The organism is Pedococcus sp. P1_H8 (genome assembly GCF_056405175.1).
Window position 1 is genome coordinate 209,494 of record NZ_JBFUCP010000007.1, and the last position, 25,002, is coordinate 234,495.

Below are 25,002 nucleotides of genomic sequence, written 5' to 3' on the forward strand. Positions count from 1 at the left end.
TGCAGGGGGCTGCTGGGTGGCTCGCACGTCAGTACAGGCTGGGCGAGTCGTCGGTGACGTAGTCGGCGCCGGAGTAGGCGCCGATCGCCATCCGCTGGCGTTGCAGGATGAGGTCGTTGAGCAGGCTCGAGGCGCCGAACCGGAACCAGTGCGGGTCCAGCCAGTCCTCGCCGGCGATCTCGCTGACGGTCACCAGGAACTTGAGCGCGTCCTTGCTGGTGCGGATGCCGCCGGCCGGCTTGACGCCGACCATCTCGCCGGTGAGGTCTCGCCAGTCGCGAACCGCCTCGAGCATGATGAGCGTGACGGGCAGGGTCGCAGCGGGGGAGACCTTGCCGGTGGAGGTCTTGATGAAGTCGCCGCCGGCCAGCATCGACAGCCACGACGCCCGTCGGACGTTGTCATAGGTGACCAGCTCACCCGTCTCCATGATCACCTTGAGCCGGGCCCGGGACCCGTCCTTGCGGACGCACGCCTCGGAGACCTCGGCGATCTGGCGGAACACCGTGAGGTAGTCGCCGGACAGGAAGGCGCCGCGGTCGATCACCATGTCGATCTCGTCGGCACCGGCGTCCACGGCGTCGCGGGTGTCGGCCAGCTTGACGGGCATCAGGGCTCGGCCGCTCGGGAAGGCGGTAGCGACTGCGGCGACCTTGACGCCGCTCTGGCCGAGGGCGTCCTTGGCGGTGGCGACCATGTCGCCGTAGACGCAGACGGCCGCTGGGCGGGGAGTGTCGGGGTAGCCGGGGTCGGGGTTGATCGCCTTGGCGCACAGACCACGGACCTTGCCGGCGGTGTCGGCGCCCTCGAGGGTCGTCAGGTCGATCATCGAGATCGCGAGGTCGATGCCCCAGGCCTTGGAGGTGGTCTTGATGGACCGGGTGCCCAGACCTGCGGCCCTGGCCTCGCAGCCCACCTGGTCGACGCCGGGCAGGCCGTGCAGCCAGCTCGTGAGGGCCGCGTTGGTGAGGCGGGAGACGCCGAGGAGGTCGCGCGCCCTGGTCGTCGCGTCGACGGAGGGGGCCGCAGCTGTGGGGGTGCTCACCGACCAATCCTAGCCGTGTCTCACCCCGTGGTCAGATCGCGAGGTGCCTCGGTCTGCGGGGCCGGACCCCAGGGTGGCGGTCGCGGTCTGGCCCTTCGGGGTGCCGTGGGTCGTGGTGTCACGAACAACCACACGCCGCAGGGGTGGTGTCCCCCGTGCAGCGCCTCGGCGTTTGCCTGTGTCTGGGGGAGACGGCCCAGAGCCAGGCTCGACCAGGTGTGGATAAGCGGTGCCGCAACGGTGCCGCAACGGTGCCGTGGCGGTGCCGCGGCGGTGCCGTATCTGGTTGCGCTGCAACGGGTTTTCGCGGTCGCCCTGCCGCCGACATCCCGCCTGACACCTGTGAGCCGCCATGGCCCCTCGGCTACGTGAGTGAAGGATCGCGACGGCCATGACCTCCGGGATCCTTCAATCTGGTCCGTCGGACGCGGTCGCTCCTCGGCGAGTTGCTTACTCAGCCCGAGCAATGGCCACTGCCACCCTCAGTCAGACGGCGGTCAGCTGCTCCATGGCTGACTTGATCTTTCCCAGCCTGGCGGCGGCGGTGGCCCGTGAGTCCCGCAACGTCTCGGCGCCCGCGACGGGTTCGATGACCTCGAGGTAGACCTTGAGCTTGGGCTCGGTGCCCGAGGGCCGCACGATGATCCGCGAGTCGTCGGAGAGGTAGTACCTCAGCCCATCGGTCGGCGGGAGGGCATCGCTGCCCACGGCCAGGTCGTCGACTCGCGAGACGGGGATGCCAGCGACCTCCTCCGGCGGGTTGTCGCGGAGCCGAGCCATCACCGTGCCGATCAGGGACAGGTCCGCGACGCGCACGGCCAGCGCGTCGGTGGCGTGGACCCCGTGCTCGACGGCCAGGTCGTCGAGCAGGTCGGTCAGCGACCGACCCTCCGACTTGAGGGTCGCCGTCATCTCGGCGACGACGAGGGCGGCGCTGACGCCATCCTTGTCGCGCACGTGGGGCGGGTCGACGCAGTACCCCAGCGCCTCCTCGTAGCCGTAACGCAGGCCCTCCACGCGGGAGATCCACTTGAACCCGGTCAGCGTCTCCTCGTGCCGCACACCCGCCGCCTTGGCCATCGCCGCGAGCAGTCGCGACGACACGATCGAGTTAGCGAAGACCGCGTCGTCGTCCACGCCCCGCGCGAGGATGTGCGCCCCCAGCAGGGCCCCGACCTCGTCGCCACGCAGCATCCGCCAGCCGCCGGGACCGGGGACCGCGACGGCGCACCGGTCGGCGTCGGGGTCGTTGGCGATGACGACGTCCGGGCCCGTCTGCTCGGCCAGCTCGAGCGCGGCATCCATCGCACCGGGCTCCTCCGGGTTGGGGAAGTGCACCGTCGGGAACATCGGGTCGGGCTCGGCCTGGCTCGCGACGGGGATCGGCGCGGCATACCCCGCTCGCACGAAGGCCTTGGCCACCGTCTCGGAGCCGACCCCGTGCAGGGCCGTGTGCACGACGGTGACGTCGCGCGGGGTGTCGGCCGACACGACCGTGACGGCGTCCTCGAGGTAGGCAGCGAGCACGTCGTCACCGAGGGTCTCCCAGCCGTCCTTGGCCAGGGGGACGTCCGCGACGGCGGTGATGCGCGCGATCTGGGCGGCGATGCCGGCGTCGGACGGCGGCACGATCTGCGAGCCGTCGCCGAGGTAGACCTTGTAGCCGTTGTCCTCGGGCGGGTTGTGGCTGGCGGTCACCATCACGCCGGCGTCGGCTCCCAGGAAACGGATCGCATAGGCCAGCACCGGGGTCGGGAGCGGCGAGGGAAGGATGGCGGCGCGACCCCCCGCTCCGACGACGACGGCCGCGGTGTCACGGGCGAACACGTCGGAGTTCTTGCGGGCGTCATAGCCCACCACCACGAACGGTTCAGGCTTCAGGGCCTTGACGTATGCCGTGAGGCCGGCTGCCGCCCGGATCACCACGGAGCGGTTCATCCGGTTGGGACCGGCGCCGAGGGCGCCGCGCAGGCCGGCGGTGCCGAACTCGAGCATCCCCGAGAACCGGTCGGCGAGGTCGTCGACGGCGACCTGGTCGCCCTTCTTGGCCTTGGCGAGGATGTCGCCCAGCTCCACGCGGGTCTCGTGGTCGGGGTCGTCGTCGACCCAGGCCTGCGCGGCGTCGATCAGCTCCTGCGCGTGCGCTTCGGAAGCGGACGGTGAGGCGGCTCCGCGGCCGTGCCGCGCGGCATACGTCATGGGTGCCCTCCTTCTCAGGGTGATGGTCTCTCAGATGGTGGCGACGACGGCGGCGAGCAGCTTGCCGCAACGCTCCGCGGCGGCCTTGCCGCTTTCCATGACCTCCTCGTGGGACAAGGGTTGGTCACTGATCCCCGCTGCGAGGTTGGTGACCAGGGAGATGCCGAGGACCTCGAGCCCGGCCTGGCGAGCGGCGATGGCCTCGAGGGTGGTGGACATACCGACGAGGTCGCCCCCCAGCACCTTGGCCATCTGCACCTCGGCGGGGGTCTCGTAGTGCGGTCCGCGGAACTGGACGTAGACGCCCTCGTCGAGCTCGGGGTCGACCGCCCGGGCCAGGTCGCGCAGGCGGGGCGAGTAGAGGTCGGTGAGGTCGACGAAGTTGGCGCCCTCGATCGGGGAGGCAGCCGTGAGGTTGAGGTGGTCGCGGATCAGCACCGGGGTGCCGGGGGTCCAGGCCGGGTTGAGTCCGCCGCAGCCGTTGGTCAGGACGATGGTCTTGCAGCCGGCGGCGGCCGCGGTGCGGACCGCATGGACGACGGCGCGGACGCCCTTGCCCTCGTAGAAGTGGGTGCGGGTGCCGTAGACGAGGGCGCGGCGGCCGGTGTTGGCGATCGCGACCGAACGCATGGTGCCGCTGTGCCCGGCGACGGCGGCCTTGGCGAAGCCCGGCACGTCGGAGTTGTCGATGGTGGCGAGCGTCTCGCCGATCAGGTCGCCGGTCTGTCCCCAGCCGGAGCCGAGGACGAGCGCCACGTCGTGCCGGGCAGCGCCGCTGCGTTCGGCGATGACCGCTGCGGCGGCCCGGGCCACCTCGAACGGGTCCGTCGCGGGGTCGGCGAGGTCGGGATGGCCCGTGGACGGGCTGCGCTGCTCAGTCACGCTCGAAGACTACCGACGCTGCGAGGGGACGGCTCTTCGGATGGTTGGATAGGGCTCGTGAATGCGCCCAAAGCCTCCGTAGTGATCCTCGGCGGTGGCCCCGGTGGCTACGAGGCCGCGCTCGTGGCCGCCCACCTCGGTGCCACCGTGACCGTGGTCGACCGCGACGGCGTCGGCGGCGCCGCGGTGCTGACCGACTGCGTGCCCTCCAAGACCCTCATCTCGACGGCCGACTTCATGAGCCAGTTCGAGACGGCGTCCGACCTCGGGGTGCACCTCGAGGACCACGAGGGCGACGAGGTCTCCGACTCGGTCGCCGAGCTGACAGCGGTGAACCGTCGGATCCTGGCGCTGGCCGCCGCGCAGTCCCGCGACATCGGGGCGCGGCTCGCGGGTGACGGCGTCACGGTGCTACCCGGCAGGGCACGGCTGGTCGCTCCCGGCGAGGTCGTGGCCACCCTCGCCGACGGGTCGACCCAGAGCCTGAAGGCCGACGTCGTGCTCATCGCGACCGGCGCCACCCCGCGAGTGGTGCCGACGGCTCAGCCCGATGGCGAGCGGATCCTCACCTGGCAGCAGATCTACACCCTGGCCGAGCTCCCCGAGCACCTGGTCGTCGTCGGATCCGGCGTCACCGGTGCCGAGCTGGCCCAGGCCTACCTCGGGCTCGGCTCGCGAGTCACCCTCGTGTCGTCGCGTGACCGGGTGCTCCCCGGTGAGGACGCCGACGCGGCCACCGTCATCGAGGACGTGTTCCGCAAGCGGGGCATGGACGTCCTCGGGCGCTCGCGGATGGCGTCGGTGTCCCGGACCGAGTCCGGCGTGGTGGTCCGCCTCGAGGACGGCCGAGAGGTCGAGGGCAGCCACGCGCTGCTCGCGGTCGGCTCGATCCCGCAGACCTCCGGCATCGGGCTCGAGGACGTCGGCGTGGTCGTGAGCGAGTCCGGACACGTGGTCGTCGACAAGGTCTCCCGCACCTCGGTGCGAGGGGTGTATGCCGCGGGCGACTGCACGGGGGTGCTGCCCCTCGCGTCGGTGGCCGCGATGCAGGGGCGGATCGCCATGGCGCACGCCCTGGGTGATGCGGTGGCCCCGCTCAACCTGCGGGCTGTCTCGGCCAACATCTTCACCGACCCCGAGATCGCCACGGTCGGGTTCTCCCAGAAGGACCTCGACGAGGGCACCGTCGACGCGACGTCGGTGATGCTGCCCCTCGCCACCAACCCGCGCGCGAAGATGCAGGGCATCACCGACGGCTTCGTCAAGCTGTTCGCACGAAAGGGCGGCGGCACCGTCGTAGGTGGCGTGGTGGTCGCTCCGCGTGCGTCCGAGCTCATCTATCCGGTGACCCTGGCCGTGCAGCACGGGCTGACCGTCGACCAGCTGGCCGGCACCTTCACCGTCTACCCGTCGCTGTCCGGATCTGTCGCCGAAGCCGCCCGACAGCTGCACCAACGCGACTGAACCACGTCTCTTCGGTCAGTGCAGCTAGCAGACTTTGGCTCGCTCAGCAGAAGTTGCACGCTGCGCTGAGCGAGCGAAGTTCTGCTAGCAGACTTTGGGGCGAGGGCGGGAAGTCTGGTGTCGGAGGGCAACTCCCACACCTTCGTGGGTAATGTCCGGGGTGAGGGTGCTGCGATGCGCCGACTCCGGCGTGACGACACTGAAGTTCCCAAGAGAGGGGCGTGGAGCATGGCAGGCGGTTGGCTGGACAAGATCAAGGACCTCGCCAAGGGCAATCCGCAGCAGGCGGACTCTGCCATCGACAAGGTCGAAGACCTCATCGACAAGCAGACCGGTGGCAAGTACGCCGACCAGGTCGACAAGGGTGGGGAAGCGCTGCGTGACCAGCTGGGCCTGCCCGAGGAGACACCGGAGCCCGCACCTGTGCCCGAGCCGGCACCGGAGCCCGCGCCCGAGCCGGCACCGGAGCCCGCCCCCGAGCCGGCACCGGAGCCCGCACCCGAGCCGGCACCGGAGCCCGCACCCGCACCTGCCCCGGAGCCCGCCCCCGCACCTGCCCCGGAGCCGGCCCCTGCACCCGAGCCGGCCTCCGTGCCCGACAGTGGTCCCGTGCAGGTCCCCAGCGACGAACCCGGCACCGGCAACATCCCCGAACCCGGCCCCGACGTCGAGACCGACGCGGGCGACGGTGGCACCAAGGAGCTCCCGCCCTTCGGGCGGAGCTGAGCGAGCCGGCATACGACAGCGGCGCCGTCTCCCGGCTGGGAGGCGGCGCCGCTCGCGTGCGTATGCCGGGTGGTCAGTCCTTGATCTCGGCGATGACGGCGCCGTTGGTCACCGTCTGGCCGACCTCGGCGACGAGGCCGGTGATGGTGCCGGCCTTGTGGGCGTTGATCGGCTGCTCCATCTTCATCGCCTCGAGGACGACGACCAGCTCGCCTGCGGCGACCTGCTGGCCCTCCTCGACGGCGATCTTGACGATGGTGCCCTGCATGGGCGCGGTGAGGGAGTCGCCCGACGCGGCGGCGCCGGTCTTGGAACCACCGGAGCGGCGCGGGGCCTTCTTCTTCGCAGCACTGGCGCCGCCGCCGAGTGAGAGCCCGCCCGGCAGCACGACCTCGAGCCGCTTGCCGCCGACCTCGACGACGACGCTCTGGCGTTCGCCGGTCTCCTCGGGAGCCTGCGCGACGACGCCGGAGTAGGCCTCGATCTGGTTGTCGAACTCGGTCTCGATCCAGCGGGTGTGCACCGTGAACGGCTTGTCGCCCTCGGGTGCGAAGGCGGGGTCGGACACGATCACGCGGTGGAACGGCAGGACGGTCGGCATGCCGTCGACGGTGAACTCGGCCAGCGCGCGACGGGACCGCTCGAGCGCCTGCTGCCGGTCGTGCCCGGTCACGATGAGCTTGGCCAGCATCGAGTCGAACGCCCCGCCGATGACGTCACCGGCGACCACGCCGGAGTCGAGGCGCACGCCGGGGCCGGACGGCGGTTCGAAGACCGCCACGACGCCGGGGGCGGGCAGGAACCCGCGACCGGCGTCCTCGCCGTTGATCCGGAACTCGAACGAGTGCCCCGTCGGTGCGGGGTCGGAGTAGCCCAGCGCCTCGCCGTTGGCGATACGGAACTGCTCACGCACCAGGTCGATCCCGGTGACCTCCTCGGTCACCGGGTGCTCGACCTGCAGGCGGGTGTTGACCTCGAGGAAGGAGATGGTGCCGTCCTGGCCGACGAGGAACTCACACGTCCCGGCGCCGGTGTAGCCGGCCTCGGTCAGGATCGCCTTGGAGGCCCGGACCAGCTCGGCGTTCTGCTCGTCGGACAGGAACGGCGCGGGGGCCTCCTCGACGAGCTTCTGGTGGCGGCGCTGCAGCGAGCAGTCGCGGGTCGAGACGACGACGACGTTGCCGTGGGTGTCGGCCAGGCACTGGGTCTCGACGTGACGCGGCTTGTCGAGGTAGCGCTCCACGAAGCACTCGCCGCGACCGAACGCCGCGACAGCCTCACGGGTGGCCGAGTCGAACAGCTCGGGGATCTCCTCGATGGTGCGCGCGACCTTGAGGCCGCGACCGCCACCGCCGAAGGCCGCCTTGATGGCCACCGGCAGACCGTGTTCCTTCGCGAAGGCGACGATCTCGTCCGCGCTGTCCACCGGGTCGGCGGTGCCGGGCACGAGCGGGGCGTTGGCGCGGGCGGCGATGTGGCGAGCCTTGACCTTGTCGCCGAGGGAGTCGATCGCGGCGGGAGAGGGGCCGATCCAGCGCAGCCCGGCGTCCATGACGGCCTGGGCGAAGGAGGCGTTCTCGGCGAGGAAGCCGTAGCCGGGGTGGACGGCATCAGCGCCGGCCTTGCGCGCCACCGCGAGCAGCTTCTCCTGCACGAGGTAGGAGTCGCCGGGAGTCGTGCCCCCGAGGGCATAGGCCTCGTCGGCGACCTTGACGTGCAGGGCGTCCCGGTCCGGATCGGCATACACGGCAACGGAACCGATGCCGCTGTCCGCGCACGCGCGGGCGATGCGCACGGCGATCTCGCCACGGTTGGCAATGAGGACCTTGGAGATCGGCTTCGTCGTCGACTCGGAAATGGGCGCCATGCGCGGGAGCCTAGCCCGTTTCCCCGACGGTACTGCCACTCAGCGGGTGTGGCTTCGCCCACGCGCAGGGCGTCTTCTCGCCCCCGCGCCGGGCGTCTTTTGGCCCACGCGCAGGGCGTCTTCTCGCCCACCCGCCGGGTGTCGTCTCGCCGACTCACCGGGTGACCTCGCCACGGCTCCGCTGGCTCAGCTGAGGACGCCACCCACCTTCGACCAGGTGTAGTGACCGCCGCGACCGTCATAGGCGTACAGGGCATTGTCGGTCCCGCGCCCGAATACGACGTAGCTCGTGGAGGAGCGGCTGGTGACGGCCGGCGCACCGGTCAGCAGGCCACCGATGGCGGTGGCGAAGCTGCCCTGGATGATCACCGGTGTCTGGCCGTTCCGGCTGACCATGGCGGGCGCGGGACCCTGCGCGAGCGCAGGCCCGGACCACGTCAGCCGTCCGAGGTTGGTGAACCCGCGCGCGACACCTGTCGCGGAGAGCACGACGCGGAAGAGCTGGCCGTTGGTGCCCCGCACGACCACCGCGACGGTCCCGGCGGCCCGGTCCGCGCTCGCAGCCGGCGCTCCGGACAACACGCCGCCGACCTGGGTCCACGGGGTCCAGCGAGCGCCGTCCCACCGGATCCGGGACAGGACATCTCCGGTCGTGCGGGCGACGATGTCGATCGTGCCGGCGCTCAGGGAGGCGGCGGAAGGAGCGCTGGTCAGCTCACCGCCGACGTCCTCCCATGCGTGGTAGGCGCCGCCCGTGGAGTACGTGTGCAGGAGGTGCCCGTTGCTGCCCTTGGCGAAGAGGTCGACCCGTGACCCGCCCCAGGTCACCGCGGTCGGGGCGGACGCGATCGTGCCGGGAATGGACCGGAAGACACCGAAGGCGCGACCGGCGTCGGACTGGTTGGTGTACCAGACGCGGTCGTCGGTGCCACGCACGAAGGCGGTCACCGCTGACCCGCGAAGCACGGTGGCGACCCCGCTCGGCGAGACGTCGAGGCCGGGGGACCACGTCGGCAACGCGGGCGCGACCGGGTCGACCCGTGAGATGCGGTCGTTCCCGCCGCCGTTGCTGGTGCTGACGTACACCGATCCGCCGGCGGCACTCTGGACGGTGCGGATCCGGCCGATCGTGTCATCGAGCTGGCTCATCTGCTCGTTGCCGATCACGCGCCCGTCGGGCGTCATCGAGAGCACCCGGACGCCCTCGTTCTTCAGCTCGGCGACGGCCAGAGCGCCTTCCCACCGACCCCAGGCCGCCCCGGTGAGGAACGTGGCTCCGCTCGTCGCGACCGTCGGCCTGCCGGACCGCCACTTCGCGCGAATGGCGGAGGGGTACGTGACGGTGTCGGTCATCGGGGCCGACTGGTCGTAGTTGTGCGTGGCGCCGTCCGGGTCCCAGCCGTAGTTGCCACCGCTGCGCAGGAGGTTGACCTCGTCGTCGACGTCCGGCCCGTGCTCGGCGCTCCACATCTGGGAGGTGCCCGGGCGCAAGGCTAGTCCCTGCACGTTGCGGTGCCCGTACGTGTAGATGAACCGGGCCCGCCCGCCCCTGCTGTAGAAGGGGTTGTTGGTGGGTGCCGTGCCGTTCCGGTTGACCCGCAACGTCTTGCCACCCAGGGAGCTCAGGCTCTGGGGTGCCGGACCGGTGATCGCGTCACCGGTCCCGATGCGGAGCGTGCCGTCCGGCGCGTTGCGCAGCCGGCACCCACCGTGCTGCCCCGTCGTGATGGGTATGCCGGTCAGCACGGGGGAGCCGCTGCGGGACGCCGAGGCGCCGTTGGCCGCGAGGACCCAGCGCAGCACGCGGATGTCGACCGGTGACGTGCCGGCGCCCTTGTAGGCCTGACAGGTGTAGTAGGTGCGGTTGGTTGCGAACGAGGGATCCAGGGTGAGCCCCATGAGGCCCGACTCCGATCCGACGAACAGGTCCGACTGGTTGGCCGCCACGGTCTGCACCGAGCCGTTGGTGCGGCGCAGCCTGGTGGCGCCGCTGCGCGAGGTGAACAGCACGGACCCGTCGGGGAGCACGGCCAGGTCCCAGGGGATGGTCAAGCCGGTGGTCAGGGTGGTCACCTGGACGCCTGGGGCGGGTTCTGCCGCCGCGGCGACCTGCGGTGTCACGGCGGGCGTGATCAGGCAGGCCGTCGCAGCGAGCCCTGCACACAGCCGCATCGCGACCTTCCGCCCCGCAGGCGCACGAACCGCAGGCGCACGAACCGCAGGCGAACGAACCGCAACCGAACGAACAGAGTCCATGCTTGGGACGGTACCCCCGCCCCGCGACCGATGCCTGTTGTGAGGAGGCACTTCCTGGCGCCATAGGGTGGCGCCATGAGCGGTGACGACGCGCGGTCGGTGCGGGAGATCGAAGAGGGCGTGCAGCGGGACTTCTCGGGGGCGATGTCCTACGGCGACTACCTGGGGCTGGACCAGCTCCTCGCAGCGCAGCACCCCCGCAGCCAGCCCGCGCAGCACGACGAGCTGCTGTTCATCATCCAGCACCAGACCTCCGAGCTGTGGCTCAAGCTGATGCTGCACGAGCTGCGGTCGGCGCGTTCACTCCTGACCACCGACGAGCTCGCGCCTGCGCTCAAGCGGCTGGCGAGGGTCAAGCGCATCCAGGAGGTCCTCACGGACCAGTGGTCCGTGCTGGCCACGCTGACGCCAAGCGAGTACGCCGAGATCAGGCCCTTCCTGGCGACCAGCTCGGGCTTCCAGTCCTGGCAGTACCGCGCCGTCGAGTTCCTGCTCGGCAACAAGAACGCCGACATGGTCACGGTGTTCGAGCACGACCCGACTGCGCGCGACCTGCTCGCCGAGCTGCTGGTCGAGCCGAGCCTCTACGACGAGTTCCTGCGCTACCTCGCTCGCCGCGGGTATGCCGTGCCCGCCGAGCTGCTCGAGCGCGACTTCACCCAGCCCTACCGGGAGAACGACGAGCTCGTCGACACGTTCGCGTCGGTCTACGCAGCGCCGAGCGAGCACTGGGGCGTCTACGAGACCTGCGAGGAGCTCGTGGACCTCGAGGACAACTTCCAGCAGTGGCGGTTCCGGCACCTGCAGGTCGTCACCCGCACGATCGGCCACAAGAAGGGGACGGGCGGCTCGTCCGGTGTGGACTTCCTGCGGCGTGCCCTCGACCTCACCTTCTTCCCCGAGCTCTACTCGGTGCGCACCCGCGTCTGAGCGCGTGGGACGCCCTGGAGCCATCCGGTCTTCGAGGTACCCGGCTAGGGCGTGAGCCAGCCTTCGGGGCCGGTAGACCCCGCGGCATACGTCTCCAACGGCACCTTGTCGTCCGCCCACGCCTTGATGACCGGTGCCATCACGCGCCAGCACTCCTCCGCGGCATCGCCGCGGACCGTCAGCAGCTGGCTCCCGTCGAAGATCTGCGCGAGCACCTCGCCATAGGGCTGCATGCGCGGTGCGGCGAGACTGGCGGTCAGGGTCTTCTGCTCGAGGTCGACCGGGTCGCCCTCGGCGTTCATCGTCAACGTCAGCGAGACGGCCCCGGGCTTGAGGTCGATGGTCAGCAGGTCGCCTTCCGAGCCGCCGCCGAAGCCGGTGGGCAGGTGCGGGACGTCGCGGAAGTGGGCGACGATCCGCTTGCGCGGCACGCCCATGGCCTTGCCGCTGCGCAGCACGAACGGCACACCGGCCCACCGCTGGTTGGCCACCTCGAGGGTGACCTGGGCGAGTGTCTCGGTTGACCTCTTCGGGTCGACCCCCTCCTCCTTGGTGTAGTCCGGCACCGTTCGGCGACCGAGCGTCCCCTCGGTGTAGCGGGCCCGGCGGGAGGACCGCTTGGGTGAACCGCCCCAGACCTTCGTGGCGCGCAGCACCTGGGCCTTCTGGTCCTGCAGCTCCCGGGCGTCGAGGGCGGCGATCGACTCCATCGCGAAGAGCGCGAGCACCTGGAGCAGATGGCTCTGCAGCATGTCCTTCAGCGCCCCCGCACCGTCGTAGTAGCCCGCCCGCCCCTCGAGCGCGAGGTCCTCGTCGTAGACGATCTCGACCCGCTCTATGTGCTCGGCGCTCCAGATCGGGGCGAGCACGCGGTTGGCGAAGCGAAGACCCACGAGGTTGAAAACCGTTGCGACACCTAGGAAGTGGTCGATGCGGAAGATGTCCTCCTCCGGCACCACCTTGTGCAGCAGGGCGTTGAAGTGCACCGCCGACGCGTGGTCGGTGCCGAACGGCTTCTCCAGGGCGAGCCGGGTCACCTCGGGCAGGTCGACGTGCCGCAGCAGCTCGCAGACCTTCATCGTGACCTGCGGGGGCAGCGCGAAGAAGATGACCAGCGGGCCGGCACCACAGCCGTCCACCAGCTCGCGCAGCGCCGCCTCGTCGAGCACGTCGGTCTTGACGTATGCCGTGTGCTTCGTGACCGCGCCGGTCAGCTCGGTTTTCGATGGGCGTGGCGCCGGTGGCTTGACCTCGGAGAAGGAGTCCTTCACGCGGGCCTTCCACTGCGCGGCGGTGAAGTCGACGCGGTCGGCGCCGATGACGCGGACGCGGCGCTCCGGCTCGACCGCGAGCAGGCTGGCCAGCCCGGGCAGGAGCAGCCGCCTGGTCAGGTCACCCCCGGCGCCGAGGATGAGCAGGGTCGTCTCCGGTGCAGTCGCCATGTCGTGCAGCATTACACGGCGGTGGGGTCAGACAGCTGCGAGTCGCACGGGGAGCACCGTGCCCACGCACGCGGCATACTCCCTCAGCATGACCAGCCACGAAGGCACCCCGGATCGCGCGCCGGCTCCTCGGGTCATCCACACCGCGCAGGCGCTGGTCGACGAGGTGGTCGTGGTCGAGTCACTGCCGGTGCGTGGAGGCAACGCGGTGGCGCAGTCCTACGCACGCTATGCCGGGGGAGCGGCCAACATCCTCGTGGCCGCCGCGCGTTCCGGGGCTCAGGCGGTGCTGGCAGGAGCGGTGGGGACGGGCGCCAACGGCGACCTCGTGCGATCGGCACTCGCGGCCGAGGGAGTCACCGTGAGCAGCCCACCTGTCCCGGATCTGGACACCGGGATCTGTTTCGTGATGGTCGAGCCGAGCGCGGAACGCACCTTCGTGACGACCCAGGGCGCCGAGCGACGGATCAGCGTCGAGTCCCTCCAGACCTCGGCACCCTTGGCCGGTGACCTGGTCTGCCTGAGCGGCTTCTCGCTCGTGGGCCGCACGCGGGACCCGTTGGTGGAGTGGTTGGACGGCCTGGTGGCCGGTGTCGTCGTCGTCCTCGACCCGGGCGCGGCCTTCGCGGACCTGCCCGGCGACCTGCAGCAGCGCGTGCTCGCCCGCACGAGTGTCTGGACGAGCAACGCGCAGGAGGCCGAACAGCTCACCGGGCACGCCGACCCGGGGGCCTCGGTGCAGGCGCTGACGGGGCGCCTGCCTGCGCGTGCCGTCGCGATCGTGCGCGACGGGCCCAAGGGCTGCCACCTGCGCGAAGGTGGCCGCACGGCATACCTGCCGGGATATCCCCAGGAGGCGGTCGACACCAACGGCGCCGGGGACACCCACACCGGAGTGCTCGTCGCGTGCCGCGCGGCGGGTGCCGACTGGGAGACGGCGGCGAGGCGGGCCAACGCAGCCGGGGCGATCAAGGTGACCCGCCGGGGTCCGGCGACCGCGCCGACCGCCGCCGAGATCGACACGTTTCTCGACAGGCAGGGCCTCGCCCAGCAGGATCGGTAGGCGGCACCAGGCGGGTGTGTGCCACGACTTCCTGCTCTGCGGTAGTCACGGACGGGCCGAAAAGTGGCGCCGGTGACGATCAGGAGGCAACACGTCGCGCGCTGGCTAGCGCCAGGCGGCGGCGACCTCCACCGCTGCCAGCACCGTGGCGCCGGCACAGACGAGGATGAACGTGCCGTTCCAGACGACGCTCGGCACATGGGTGAGGGTCGCGAGGACCGCGGGGTCGCTGGTGCGGTTGCGCGTCCGCAGCACGGCGCCGAGGTGCCGCCAGGCCCCCACCAACAGCACGATCCCGGACCCCACCAGGACCTGGGCCTGCACGGCGTCGTCGCGCCACCACCACAGTGCGCCGGTCGCGCCGAGCGCCGCCAGCATCACCGCCGCCGTGAGCAGCGAGCGCACCCGGACGAGCGCGACGAGCAGGACGACGGCGACCAGGGTGAGCGCCGGAGCGGCCCACCCGCGACCTGCGGTCCAGATCAGCGCCGCACCCACCACTGCCGGCGCGGGATAGCCGGCCCAGGTCGACAGGACGCGGCCCGGGCCACGCGTCGGGCCGACGGTGACCGCGTGCCCGGACATGTCGCCGCGCAGCACGAACCCGGTGAAGCGACGTCCCACGGCCAGGCCCACCATCGCGTGACCGAGCTCGTGGACCAGGGTCACGGCCAGCCGCAGGACCTGCCAGACGGCTGGCACCGCCACCACGAGGAGGGCGGCCACCAGGGCGACGGTCACCGCGGGAGCGTTCATCGCGACGTCGCCCGTCGCCGGCTCGACCCGGCTGCGTACTTGTTCCCAGTCCACGGCGGCGAACCTAGCCGACGCCGCTGTGCGCGCTGCCTGGCCCTCCAACCACCTACCACCCCTTTATCGGGTTTAGCAGGAAGGTTGCGCTTCACCCGAGAACCGTTCTCCAGCGAAGCGCAACCAAGTCCCTAAACCCGATAAAGGGGGGCGGCGGGAGGGGGTGGCTGGAGGGGCTCTCGGTCTCCAGCCGGCTACCGGCCGGGGAGGCGGTGCGCCTCGACCAAGCGGTCGTAGATGGCGTCGAGTCGCTGGTCGACGGCGCGGCGGGCGGGATCGGCGTCGTGCCAGTCGACGATCTCCTGCGCCCCCTGCCGGAACGGCACGCGGGCGGTCCAGCCGGGCACTAGCGTGCGGATCTTGCTGTTGTCGAACACCATCGAGTGCGCCTTGTCGCCCAGCAGGCTGTCGCCGAACTCCTCGTCCACGGCGGCAATGGCGTCGGACGTCACGTGCACGAGGTGTGCTTCCACCCCGGCCGCCTCGGCGATGTCGGCGTAGATCCGGTTCCAGGTCGGCGCCTCGTCGCCGGTGATGTGGAACGCCTCGCCGATCGCCTCCCGCCGCCCCAGCAGCCCCACGAAGGCCCGCGCGAAGTCGGTGTGGTGAGTGATGGTCCACAGCGAGGTTCCGTCGCCGTGCACGACGACCGGCTTGCCCTGACGCATCCGCTCGACCAGGGTCCAGCGGCCCTCGAAAGGCGGCAGCGTGTGGTCGTAGGTGTGCGACGGTCGCACGATCGTCATCGGCAGGTCGCTGTCGCGGTAGGCCGCCACGAGCAGGTCCTCGCAGGCGATCTTGTCGCGCGAGTACTGCCAGAACGGGTTGCGCAGAGGCGTGGACTCGGTGACGGGCAGCCGGCTCGGAGGCGTCTGGTAGGCCGACGCCGAGCTGATGAAGACGTACTGCCCTGTCCGGACGGCGAACTCGTCGAGCTGCTGCTGCACCTGGTCCGGCGTGAACGACAGGAAGTCGACGACCACGTCGAACTCGCGCTCACCCACGGCGTCGCTGACGGCTGCAGCGTCGCGGACGTCAGCCGTCAGGGCCTCGGCGTCGGGGTGCGGCGGATGGGTGGTGCTGGTGCCGCGGTTGAGGATCGTGACACGGTGGCCGTGCGTGACGGCTTCGGCGACGCAGGCCGAGCTGATGACGCCGGTACCGCCGATGAACAGGACGCTCTGACTGGCCATGTCGCGAGCCTAGGACCAGGGCCGGGTGACCGCCGCCCGGGTGCGCCCGCGCCCCATCGCGGCCCGCGTCCGGGGGCCGCTCGGGTCAGGCCAGGCGCTCGAGGTCCGCCCGGCAGCGGCGCTCGAACTCCCCGAGCTCGGTGATGGCGTCCTCGAGGTCGCGGCGGCGCTGCTCGAGGTCGCTGCGCCGCTCGTCGATCTGGTCCAGGACGTACTCGAGCTGGCTGGCCTTTCCCCGCGGCCGGTCGTAGAGGTCGATGATCGTGCGGATCTCCTCGAGGGGGAAGCCGAGCCGCTTGCCTCGCAGGATCAGCGCGAGCCGGGTGCGGTCGCGGCGGTGGAAGATCCGCACGGTGCCCCGTCGCTCGGGGGTGATCAGGCCCAGGTCCTCGTAGTGCCGCACCGTCCGGTGGGTGACCTCGAACTCGTCCGCGATCTCGCGGATCGTCCAGGTCTCCCTTGTCTCCCTCGTCTCCCGGGTCTCGTGGACGCGCTCGTCGACGGCGGCGGAGGCGGGGGCTGGCATACCCGTGAGTATTGCTTTACGTTTACGTCAACGTCAAGCAACACCACACCCACGGTATGCCGCGTGGCCGGGAGCGTGTCTGTGATCCACTCCGCCCCGGCGCGCACCCACGAAGGAGAAACGATGTTCGAGCTGATCAAGGAGCACGAGGACTTCCGCAAGGTCGTCCGGGAGTTCGCCGAGGCAGAGGTCGAGCCGCACATCGCCAAGTGGGACAAGGACCACCACTTCCCGAGCGACCTCGTTCCCAAGATGGGCGAGCTGGGGCTGTTCGGCCTCGTCGTGCCCGAGGAGTTCGGCGGAATGGGAGACGACGGCGACTTCACCTCGCTCTGCGTCGCCATCGAGGAGCTCGGCCGGGTCGACCAGTCGATCGGCATCACCCTCTCCGCAGGGGTGGGCCTGGGCATCAACCCGATCCTGACCTACGGCAGCCAGGAGCAGAAAGAGCGCTTCCTGCCCGACCTCGTGGCGGGTCGCGCCCTCGCCGGCTTCGGCCTCACCGAGCCCGACGCCGGCTCCGACGCCGGTGCCACCCGCACCAAGGCGGTCCGCGACGGCGACGAGTGGGTCGTCAACGGGTCCAAGGCGTTCATCACCAACTCCGGCACCGACATCACCTCCGTGGTCACCGTCACCGCCCGCACCGGCACGAACGACGATGGCTCCGCGCAGCTCAGCGCGATCATGATCCCTTCCGGCACACCGGGATTCACCGTCGAACCGGCCTACGACAAGCTCGGTTGGCACGCCTCGGACACGCATGGCCTGACCTTCGAGAACTGCCGCGTCCCGGCCGGGAACCTCCTCGGCAACGAGGGCGAGGGGTTCAAGCAGTTCCTCAAGACCCTCGACGACGGCCGCATCGCCATCTCGGCCCTCGCGGTGGGCATGAGCCAGCGGATGCTCGAGGAGACCACCGAGTACGCCAAGACCCGCAAGGCGTTCGGCAAGCCGATCGGCGTCAACCAGGGCGTGTCCTTCCAGATCGCCGACCTCGCCGTCATGGTCGAGGCGTCGCGCCAGCTGACCTACAGGGCCGCCTGGCTCAAGGACGAGCTCGAGCACGGCCGCCGCTCGGTCAAGGAGGTCAAGCAGGCAGCTGCGATCTGCAAGCTCTACTCCACCGAGGCTGCCGTCACCGCGACCCGCATCGCCACCCAGGTCTTCGGCGGCAACGGCTTCATGGAGGAGTACCCCGTGGCCCGCTTCTACCGCGACGCCAAGATCCTCGAGATCGGCGAGGGCACCTCCGAGGTGCAGCGCATGGTCATCGCCCGCCACCTCGGCCTGCCGAGCGCCTGAGCCCCATGCCTGCTGACCGCCTGTCCACTGATGAGCCAAGCGCCGCAGAGTTCGGCGCCGACCTGCGAGAGGGTATGCCGGTGACCTCCACCTCGCCGTCCGTCCCGTCCACGTCCACGCAGCCCCCGTTCGCCGTGGGCGGCGACAGCGGCTCCGACCCCAAGGTGACCGACGTCCGGGAGCGGCTCGCGGCGGCATACCTGGCCTCGGCGGTCGCGCCGGAGAAGGCGCAGGCCAAGCTGGACTCGCAGGGCAAGCTCTATGTCCGCGACCGGATCGCGATGCTGTTCGACGAGGGGAGCTTCGTCGAGGACGCGAGGTATGCCAACGCCACGGCGAAGGGCCTCCCGGCCGATGGCGTCGTCACGGGACGCGGCACGGTCGACGGGCGACCCGCGATCGTCATCGCCAACGACCCGACGGTCAAGGCCGGGTCGTGGGGGGCGCGGACGGTCGAGAAGATCGTGCGGGCCACCGAGATGGCGCTGCGCGAGGAGCTGCCCGTCTTCTGGTTCGTCGACTCCGCGGGTGCCCGGATCACCGACCAGGTCGAGATGTTCCCCGGACGCCGCGGCGCCGGTCGCATCTTCCACAACCAGGTCGCGCTGTCGGGCAAGGTGCCCCAGATCTGCTGCCTGTTCGGGCCGAGCGCTGCGGGCGGTGCCTACATCCCGTCCTTCACCGACCTGATCATCATGGTCGAGGGCAACGCGTCGATGTACCTCGGCAGCCCGCGCATGGCGGAAATGGTTGTGGGAGAGAAGGTTTCGCTCGAGGACATGGGTGGTGCGCGGATGCACTGCACGGTCTCCGGTGTGGGTGACCTACTCGTCGCCGACGACACCGAGGCCATCGAGATGGCGCGGCTGTACTTCTCCTACCTGCCCGCCAACTGGCGCTCGGACCTGCCGTCGTACGCGCCGGAGGAGCCCTCGACGCCGCTCACGCGGCATACCGTGCCCGAGCGCGAGAGCCAGCCGTTCGACATCCACGAGGTCATCGACGGCCTGGTCGACGACGAGTCGTTCTTCGAGGTCAAGCCGCTGTTCGCCCCCGAGCTGGTCATCGGGTTCGGCCGGATGGCGGGTGAGACCGTCGGCATCGTCGCCAACAACTCCATGGTCAAGGGCGGGGTGCTGTTCACCGACAGCGCCGACAAGGCCACGCGGTTCATCTGGCTGTGCGACGCCTACTCGATCCCGCTGATCTACCTCGCCGACGTCCCGGGCTTCATGATCGGGTCGGAGGTCGAGCGCGGGGGCATCATCCGGCACGGCGCCAAGATGGTGCACGCGGTGTCCTCGGCCACCGTGCCGCAGTTCTGCGTGATCGTCCGCAAGGCCTACGGCGCCGGGCTCTACGCCATGGGCGGTCCCGGCTTCGGTCCCGACGCGACCATCGCGCTGCCGACCGCACGGATCGCCGTGATGGGCCCGGAAGCGGCCGTCAATGCCGTCTACGCGAACAAGATCGCGGCGATCGACGACCCGGCCGAGCGCGAGCAGTTCGTGCAGGACATGCGGCGCGAGTACGAAGAGGACGTCGACCTCGAGCGGCTTGCCGCCGACCTGGTGCTCGACCAGATCATCGAGGCCGACGCGCTGCGTGCCGAGCTGCTGCTGCGGCTGCGGTACGCCAAGGCTCGCGGGCGGCACTTCGCCACCAAGCGGCGCGACATCCCCCCGGTCTGACCTGCTCGGCACGAGTTGACCCGCCGAGATCCCAGCTCTCGGGCTTCCGGACCCTCCCGAACGCCGAGAGCTGGGATCTCGGCGGCTGGCTCAGCCGCGCTCGCCCTGGGCGCCCCGGTGGGCTGACGAACGCAGGTCGTGCCACGCGAGCCCGACCTCCATGAGCAGCTCGCGCAGCAGTGGCAGCGAGAGGCCGACGACGTTGCTCGGGTCGCCTTCGATGCCGGTGACGTAGGGCCCGCCGAGCCCGTCGAGGGTGAAGGCCCCGGCCACTCGCAGGGGCTCACCGGTCTCGACGTAGGCCTCGATCTCGTCGTCGGTCAGCTTGGCGAAGTGCACCGTGGTGGACGCGGTGGCCCCGAGCGTGGCGCCGGTCCCGCCGTCGGCCTCTTCGCGGGTGTCGACGACCCAGTGACCGGTGTGCAGGATGCCCGAGCGTCCGCGCATCTGGCGCCACCGCGAGGTCGCCTCCGCCGCGGACGCCGGCTTGCCGTGGATGGCGCCGTCGAGGTCGAGGACCGAGTCACACCCGATGATGATCGCGGCGTCGATCTGGTCGGCCACGTCCTCGGCCTTGGCGCGAGCAAGGACCAGCGCGACGTCCTCGGCGACGAGCTCGCCATAGGTCTCCCGGGCCGCTGCGGTCACTGCTGCCTCGTCGACCGAGCTCACGACGACGCTGGGCTCCAACCCCGCGGCGGCGAGCAGTCGGCGGCGGGCGGGGGAGGCGGAAGCGAGCACAAGGGACGTCACGAGGCGAGGCTACCCACCCCAGGCGCCCCGGCGGCATACCCCGACCCCAGCGCTATCTCATGCAAAAGGCGAGTGAGCGCCGCCCTATCCCGGCGCTCACTCGCCTTTTGCATGAGTGAGCGCCGCCCCCGCGCGCCGCGTCAGCCGAGCTGGTCGTCGACGAAGCACCAGCGCCAGGACTCGCCCGGCTCGAAGCTGCGCATCACGGGGTGGTCGGTCTCGCGGAAGTGGGCTGAGGCGTGCTTGTGGGGCGAGGAGTCGCAGCACCCGACGTGGCCGCAGTCCAGGCACAGCCGCAGGTGCACCCACGTCGTGCCGTCGCGGAGGCACTCCTCGCACCCGTGCGGGCTGGTCGGTGCCACGAACCGGTCGTGGTGGTCGGCGAGGTGCTCGCACTCGTCCTCGGGGCGCTCGGGGGGCAGCAGCGGGTCCTCACGCAGCTCGTCGGAGCGTTCCTCGATCCGGTCGAGCATGGACTCCTCGATGTCGAGCTGGGCGAAGACGTGCGCCAGCACCTCCTGGTCGACGGTGCCCGCGTCGCGGATCCGCAGGAGCTCGGCGCGCTCGGCACCGAGCATGATGAGCCGCACGCGGCGGTAGGTCGCGCTCGGCGTCTCGACCGCGTCGGCTCGCCCCTGGCCGAGCCGTTCCCAGACGATGTTGGTGCGGTTCTCGGCGCGCCTGCGCAGGGTCTCGATGACGTCGTCCTCGACGTCGTGGTGCTCCTCGAGCGCCTTGAGGCCGGCCGCGACCGACGACTGGAGGATGGTCGCCTCCTGCAGCGCGTCCTCCCGCGGATCGGGGCCGCGCACACCGAGAGTGCGCGCGAGCCAGGGCAGCGAGAGTCCTTGCAGGAGCAGGGTTGCCACGGTCACCGTCATAGCGGTCAGCACGAGGGTGGAGCGCTCGGGGGTGCCCTCCGGCAAGGTGAAGGCCGCGGCGAGGGTCACGACACCGCGCATCCCGGCCCACGAGATGACCGCGGCTGCCTTGGGGTGGAACTTGCCCTCGCCCTTGGTGAGCTTGGCCTGCAGCAGCTTGAACGGGAAGACCCAGATCGGGCGCAGGATCACCACCGTGGCGAGGACGGCCAGGCAGACCAGGATGACCCGGCCCCAGCCCGGGCCGGTCTGGCCGGCATCCTCGACCAGCCGACGCATCTGCATGCCGAGCATGAGGAACACGACGTTCTCGAGGATGAACTGGATCGTCGTCCAGTTGATCCGCTCGCTCAGCCGCGACGAGGCGTTCTGGACGATTGGCGACTTGTGCCCCAGGAGCAGGCCCGCGACGACGACGGCCAGCACGCCGGAGCCGTGGTAGTGCTCAGCCGGCAGGTAGGCGAGGTAGGGGACGATGAACGAGATCGACGTGTCGATGGCCGACTCGGTGACCTTGCGCCGGACGAAGGCGATCACGACCGCCACGAGCACGCCGAAGCCCACTCCCAGCACGACCGCGCGGCTGAAGTCGAAGGCCACCGAGCCCATCGTCACCTTGTCGGCGTGCGTGCCGGACGCGACCACGCCCGCGGCGAGCGGGAAGGCCGAAAAGGCAGTGCGCAGCGACACCAGGGCAGTCGCGTCGTTGACCAGCGACTCGCCCTCGAGGATGGTCACGATCCGCCTCGGCAGCCCGATCCGTCTCGCCACTGCTGTCGCGGCGACCGCATCCGGCGGCGCCACGATCGCACCGAGGGCGAACGCCACCGCGAAGGGCACACCGAGCAGCCACCACGTCACGAGGCCGACGCCCGCGGCGGTGAACAGGACGAGCCCGACGGACAGGCCCAGGATGGGTTGCCAGTTGGCGCGGAAGTCCACGAGCGACGTGCGGATCGCCGCGGCATACAGCAGGGGCGGCAGCAGGCCGACCAGCACGACCTCGGAGCTCAGCTCCGGCTCGGGGATGAACGTGACGTAGCTGACCGCGACACCCACGACGAGCAGCGCGAGGGGCGCGGCGACGCGCCACCGCTGCGCGAACCCCGCGACGACGATGACGGTGGCGATGATGGCGACGATCGCGCCGGCAGTTTCCACGGGCACATCCTCGCAGGCAGCCCCGGGTATGCCGGGTGGCGGGCGTGGGCAGGCGGCCCACCACCCGCGGTGGGCCGCCGCTCAGAAACCCTCGCCCGGCGTGCGATCAGCCGAGCTCGCCCAGCACCGCCTCGCGCAGGGTGTCCAGGCCGACACCACCGATGTCGAGGGCACGGCGGTGGAAGTCCTTGAGGGAGAACGACTCTCCCTCGCGCTCCTCGACCTGCTCGCGCAGCTGCATCCACAGCCGCTCGCCGATCTTGTAGGACGGCGCCTGGCCGGGCCAGCCGAGATAGCGGTCGAGCTCGAACCGCAGCCACGCCTCGCCCTGGTTGGCGTGGTCGGTGAGGTACTGCCAGGCCTTGTCGTAGGTCCACTCGCCGCCGCCGACCTCGGCCGGTGCCTCGAACCCGCAGTGCACGCCGATGTCGATCACGACGCGGGCGGCGCGCAGCGACTGGCTGTCGAGGAGCCCCATCTTGGTGCCCGGGTCGTCCATGTAGCCGAGCTCGTCCATGAGCCGCTCGGCATACAGGGCCCAGCCCTCGCCGTGACCGGACGTCCAGGCGAACATCCGCCGCCACTTGTTGAGCAGCTCGGAGCGGAACACCGTCTGGGCGACCTGGAGGTGATGCCCCGGCACGCCCTCGTGGTAGACGGTCGTGAGCTCCTTCCAGGTGCCGAACTCGGTCACGCCCTTGGGAACCGACCACCACATGCGTCCCGGACGGGAGAAGTCCTCGGAGGGGCCGGTGTAGTAGATGCCACCCGTCTGGGTGGGGGCGATGAGGCACTCGATGGTGCGCACCGGGTCGGGGATGTCGAAGTGCGTGGCGGCAAGGTTGGCGATCGCCTCGTCGGCCCGCTCCTGCATCCACGCCTTGAGCTCGTCGGTGCCGTGCAGCTGGTATGCCGGGTCGGCATCGAGCGCGGCGATGGCCTCCTTGACCGTGCTGCCCGGCTTGATCTGGTCGGCGACCTGCTCCATCTGAGCCGTGATCCGCTCGACCTCCTGCTGACCCCAGGCGTAGGTCTCGGCCAGGTCGACCCTGGCGCCGAGGAACGAGCGGGAGAGCAGCGCGTAGCGCTCCTGACCGCAGGCGTCCTCCCTGGGGGCGTCGTCGAGCAGGTGGTCCTTGAGCCAGGTGCCCAGCTCGGCATACGCCGCCGAGGCGCGCTCGGCAGCCGTCGCGAGCGAGTCCCGGGTCGACTCGGCGAGCTCCCCGGCCCCGTCGTCGCCGCTGAGCTTGGCGTCCTCGACGAGCTTGGCGAAGTAGCCGTCGTCCGCGACGAGGTCGACGCACTGCTGGATGCAGGCCTCGACCTGGCGACGCGGCGCGACGTTGCCCTTGGCCGAGGCGGCGAGCAGGCTCTCCTGCCACCCGGCGAGCGCGTCGGGCACGCGCTGCAGGCGGCGGCTGACGACTCCCCAGTCCTCGTCCGTGGCCGTGGGCATCAGGTCGAAGCAGCCGCGGACCTCCTGCAGAGGGGAGGCGATGACGTTGAGGGACATCTCGTCGAGCCCGGCCCGGTGGGTCTCCTCCGCGAGGCCGAGGCGCTCGCGCATGGCGGCCAGGGTGACCCGGTCGATCTCGTCGACGGGGTCCACTCCGTCGAGCTGCGCGAGGGTGTCGGTCCGCAGCGCGGCGTGGGCCTCGTGACCGGCGGGGGAGAAGTCGTCGAGCTCCTCGTCGTGGCCGGCGATGCCGAGGTAGGTCGCCGTGATCGGGCTGAGGGCCACGAACTTCGCCAGGAAGTCGTCGGCGATGCGGTCGATGTCGGTGGCGGGTCGGGCCGCGGGAGTCGTCTCTGTGCTCACGCGAGCGAAGGTACCCCAGCGTCCTGACGGCGGCACCGCAATAACCCGGCGGCGGCGCCCACTCACCTGCTGGCGGCACGGCATACCTCGACGCCACCGCAACAACTCGTTGCCCTCCTCCCTAGGCTGGGCGCATGGCTGCACACCTGCTGTCGCTCAACGTCGGGCGCGCCGAACCCAGCACCGCCAAGAACGTCGGCGTGACCGGCATCGCGAAGCGCCCCGTCGAGTCCGCCCACCTGCGTGCCCCCGGGCCCAAGCACGGCGGGATGGGCAGCGGTGTCGAGGGCGACTTCCTCGGCGACACCCAGCACCACGGCGGCGACTACCAGGCGGTGTATGCCTTCGCCCGTGAGGAGCTCGACTGGTGGGCGGGGCAGCTGGGGCGGGACCTGCCGAACGGCATGTTCGGCGAGAACCTCACGACGAGCGGGCTGGACGTCGACGGGGCGCTCGTCGGGGAGCGCTGGGCCGTCGGCGACGAGGTCGTGCTCGAGGTCTGCGGCCCCCGGATCCCGTGCGCCACGTTCGCCGCGCGGATGGGCGAGCGGGGCTGGGTCAAGCGGTTCAGCCGTGTCGGCCGCACCGGCGCCTATCTGTCCGTCGTGACGGGCGGGACGGTGCGACCGGGGGAGGCGATCGAGCTGGTGTCCCGGCCGGCGCACGACATCACCGTGCCCGACACGTTCCGGGCGTTCATGGGTGACCTCGAGATCGCCGAGCGCGTGCTGGCGGCCAACTGCCTGGTCGAGGTCGAGGCCGCGGAGCTGCGCGAAACCGTCACCCGCCGCCGGGCAGCAGGGTCCGAGCTCGACTGAGCAACCCGACACCTGACCCGTGTCGGTATCCCATGCAAAAGGCGAATTAGCGCCGCCTGACTCCCGTCGCTAACTCGCCTTTTGCATGGGATCGCGCCGTCGCCCATCCCAGCTGGCTGGGCGTGCCACACTTGCAGCTGTGGATAACCGCCGGTCCGCGGTCGGCGCCGG

General features: G+C 70.8%; 19 protein-coding genes. 7 read left to right on the plus strand and 12 right to left on the minus strand.

What is annotated here, in order from left to right; genetic code table 11:
• Positions 1-28: 28 nt before the first annotated feature.
• The 3 genes from deoC to AC1DYG_RS12055 all read right to left on the minus strand — a co-directional run bounded on the left by deoC (position 29) and on the right by AC1DYG_RS12055 (position 4,126).
• The gene (gene deoC / locus AC1DYG_RS12045; protein WP_477640097.1) at positions 29-1,045 is read right to left on the minus strand and encodes a deoxyribose-phosphate aldolase; all 1,017 of its coding nucleotides are present in this window, start codon (positions 1,043-1,045) and stop codon (positions 29-31) included.
• Positions 1,046-1,531: 486 nt separating this feature from the next.
• Positions 1,532-3,244: a phospho-sugar mutase gene (locus AC1DYG_RS12050; protein WP_477640098.1), complete on the minus strand. Its 1,713-nt coding sequence runs from the start codon at positions 3,242-3,244 to the stop codon at positions 1,532-1,534.
• A 30-nt stretch (positions 3,245-3,274) separates the two neighbouring features.
• On the minus strand, positions 3,275-4,126 hold the full coding sequence (locus AC1DYG_RS12055) for a purine-nucleoside phosphorylase (RefSeq protein ID WP_477640099.1): 852 nt from the start codon (positions 4,124-4,126) through the stop codon (positions 3,275-3,277).
• A 57-nt stretch (positions 4,127-4,183) separates the two neighbouring features.
• On the opposite strand from AC1DYG_RS12055, the gene AC1DYG_RS12060 reads away from it, so the two are divergent.
• Positions 4,184-5,590 (plus strand): NAD(P)H-quinone dehydrogenase, encoded by a 1,407-nt coding sequence (locus tag AC1DYG_RS12060; RefSeq protein ID WP_477640100.1) that lies wholly within the window; start codon positions 4,184-4,186, stop codon positions 5,588-5,590.
• 228 nt (positions 5,591-5,818) lie between these two features.
• Positions 5,819-6,316, plus strand: coding sequence for an antitoxin (locus AC1DYG_RS12065; protein WP_477640101.1), 498 nt, complete (start codon positions 5,819-5,821; stop codon positions 6,314-6,316).
• A 73-nt stretch (positions 6,317-6,389) separates the two neighbouring features.
• On the opposite strand, the gene AC1DYG_RS12070 is transcribed toward AC1DYG_RS12065, so the two are convergent.
• Complete coding sequence (locus tag AC1DYG_RS12070) at positions 6,390-8,183, minus strand: acetyl/propionyl/methylcrotonyl-CoA carboxylase subunit alpha (RefSeq protein ID WP_477640102.1); 1,794 nt, start codon at positions 8,181-8,183, stop codon at positions 6,390-6,392.
• Positions 8,184-8,369: 186 nt separating this feature from the next.
• Positions 8,370-10,256, minus strand: a complete 1,887-nt coding sequence (locus AC1DYG_RS12075) for a PQQ-dependent sugar dehydrogenase (RefSeq protein ID WP_477640103.1) — start codon at positions 10,254-10,256, stop codon at positions 8,370-8,372.
• A 258-nt stretch (positions 10,257-10,514) separates the two neighbouring features.
• Here AC1DYG_RS12075 and kynA point away from each other — a divergent pair, with 258 nt between their 5' ends.
• The gene (gene kynA, locus AC1DYG_RS12080; protein WP_477640104.1) at positions 10,515-11,369 is read left to right on the plus strand and encodes a tryptophan 2,3-dioxygenase; all 855 of its coding nucleotides are present in this window, start codon (positions 10,515-10,517) and stop codon (positions 11,367-11,369) included.
• A 44-nt stretch (positions 11,370-11,413) separates the two neighbouring features.
• Here the strand turns inward: kynA and AC1DYG_RS12085 are convergent, their stop codons facing one another.
• A complete protein-coding gene (locus AC1DYG_RS12085; protein ID WP_477640105.1) occupies positions 11,414-12,811 on the minus strand; it encodes a glucose-6-phosphate dehydrogenase in 1,398 nt (465 codons plus the stop codon).
• Between the two features lie 88 nt (positions 12,812-12,899).
• Between AC1DYG_RS12085 and AC1DYG_RS12090 the strand changes: the two genes are divergently transcribed.
• Positions 12,900-13,874: a PfkB family carbohydrate kinase gene (locus AC1DYG_RS12090; RefSeq protein ID WP_477640106.1), complete on the plus strand. Its 975-nt coding sequence runs from the start codon at positions 12,900-12,902 to the stop codon at positions 13,872-13,874.
• A 105-nt stretch (positions 13,875-13,979) separates the two neighbouring features.
• On the opposite strand, the gene AC1DYG_RS12095 is transcribed toward AC1DYG_RS12090, so the two are convergent.
• From AC1DYG_RS12095 to AC1DYG_RS12105, 3 genes are all read right to left on the minus strand, one after another.
• Positions 13,980-14,684, minus strand: a complete 705-nt coding sequence (locus tag AC1DYG_RS12095; RefSeq protein WP_477640107.1) for a M50 family metallopeptidase — start codon at positions 14,682-14,684, stop codon at positions 13,980-13,982.
• A gap of 194 nt (positions 14,685-14,878) precedes the next feature.
• Positions 14,879-15,877 carry an SDR family oxidoreductase gene (locus AC1DYG_RS12100; protein ID WP_477640108.1) on the minus strand — a complete coding sequence of 333 codons (999 nt, stop codon included), beginning with the start codon at positions 15,875-15,877 and terminating at the stop codon, positions 14,879-14,881.
• 85 nt (positions 15,878-15,962) lie between these two features.
• Positions 15,963-16,403, minus strand: coding sequence for a MerR family transcriptional regulator (locus AC1DYG_RS12105; RefSeq protein ID WP_477640109.1), 441 nt, complete (start codon positions 16,401-16,403; stop codon positions 15,963-15,965).
• A gap of 123 nt (positions 16,404-16,526) precedes the next feature.
• Between AC1DYG_RS12105 and AC1DYG_RS12110 the strand changes: the two genes are divergently transcribed.
• Together AC1DYG_RS12110 and AC1DYG_RS12115 are read left to right on the plus strand one after the other, a co-directional pair.
• Positions 16,527-17,708 (plus strand): acyl-CoA dehydrogenase family protein, encoded by a 1,182-nt coding sequence (locus tag AC1DYG_RS12110; RefSeq protein ID WP_477640110.1) that lies wholly within the window; start codon positions 16,527-16,529, stop codon positions 17,706-17,708.
• 74 nt (positions 17,709-17,782) lie between these two features.
• Positions 17,783-19,399, plus strand: coding sequence for an acyl-CoA carboxylase subunit beta (locus AC1DYG_RS12115; RefSeq protein WP_477640270.1), 1,617 nt, complete (start codon positions 17,783-17,785; stop codon positions 19,397-19,399).
• Between the two features lie 90 nt (positions 19,400-19,489).
• On the opposite strand, the gene AC1DYG_RS12120 is transcribed toward AC1DYG_RS12115, so the two are convergent.
• The 3 genes from AC1DYG_RS12120 to AC1DYG_RS12130 all read right to left on the minus strand — a co-directional run bounded on the left by AC1DYG_RS12120 (position 19,490) and on the right by AC1DYG_RS12130 (position 24,013).
• A complete protein-coding gene (locus AC1DYG_RS12120) occupies positions 19,490-20,152 on the minus strand; it encodes a Maf family protein (protein ID WP_477640111.1) in 663 nt (220 codons plus the stop codon).
• A gap of 140 nt (positions 20,153-20,292) precedes the next feature.
• Positions 20,293-22,194 carry a Na+/H+ antiporter gene (locus AC1DYG_RS12125; protein WP_477640112.1) on the minus strand — a complete coding sequence of 634 codons (1,902 nt, stop codon included), beginning with the start codon at positions 22,192-22,194 and terminating at the stop codon, positions 20,293-20,295.
• 106 nt (positions 22,195-22,300) lie between these two features.
• The gene (locus AC1DYG_RS12130; RefSeq protein WP_477640113.1) at positions 22,301-24,013 is read right to left on the minus strand and encodes a DUF885 domain-containing protein; all 1,713 of its coding nucleotides are present in this window, start codon (positions 24,011-24,013) and stop codon (positions 22,301-22,303) included.
• 134 nt (positions 24,014-24,147) lie between these two features.
• Here AC1DYG_RS12130 and AC1DYG_RS12135 point away from each other — a divergent pair, with 134 nt between their 5' ends.
• A complete protein-coding gene (locus tag AC1DYG_RS12135) occupies positions 24,148-24,831 on the plus strand; it encodes an MOSC domain-containing protein (RefSeq protein ID WP_477640114.1) in 684 nt (227 codons plus the stop codon).
• Positions 24,832-25,002: the final 171 nt, after the last annotated feature.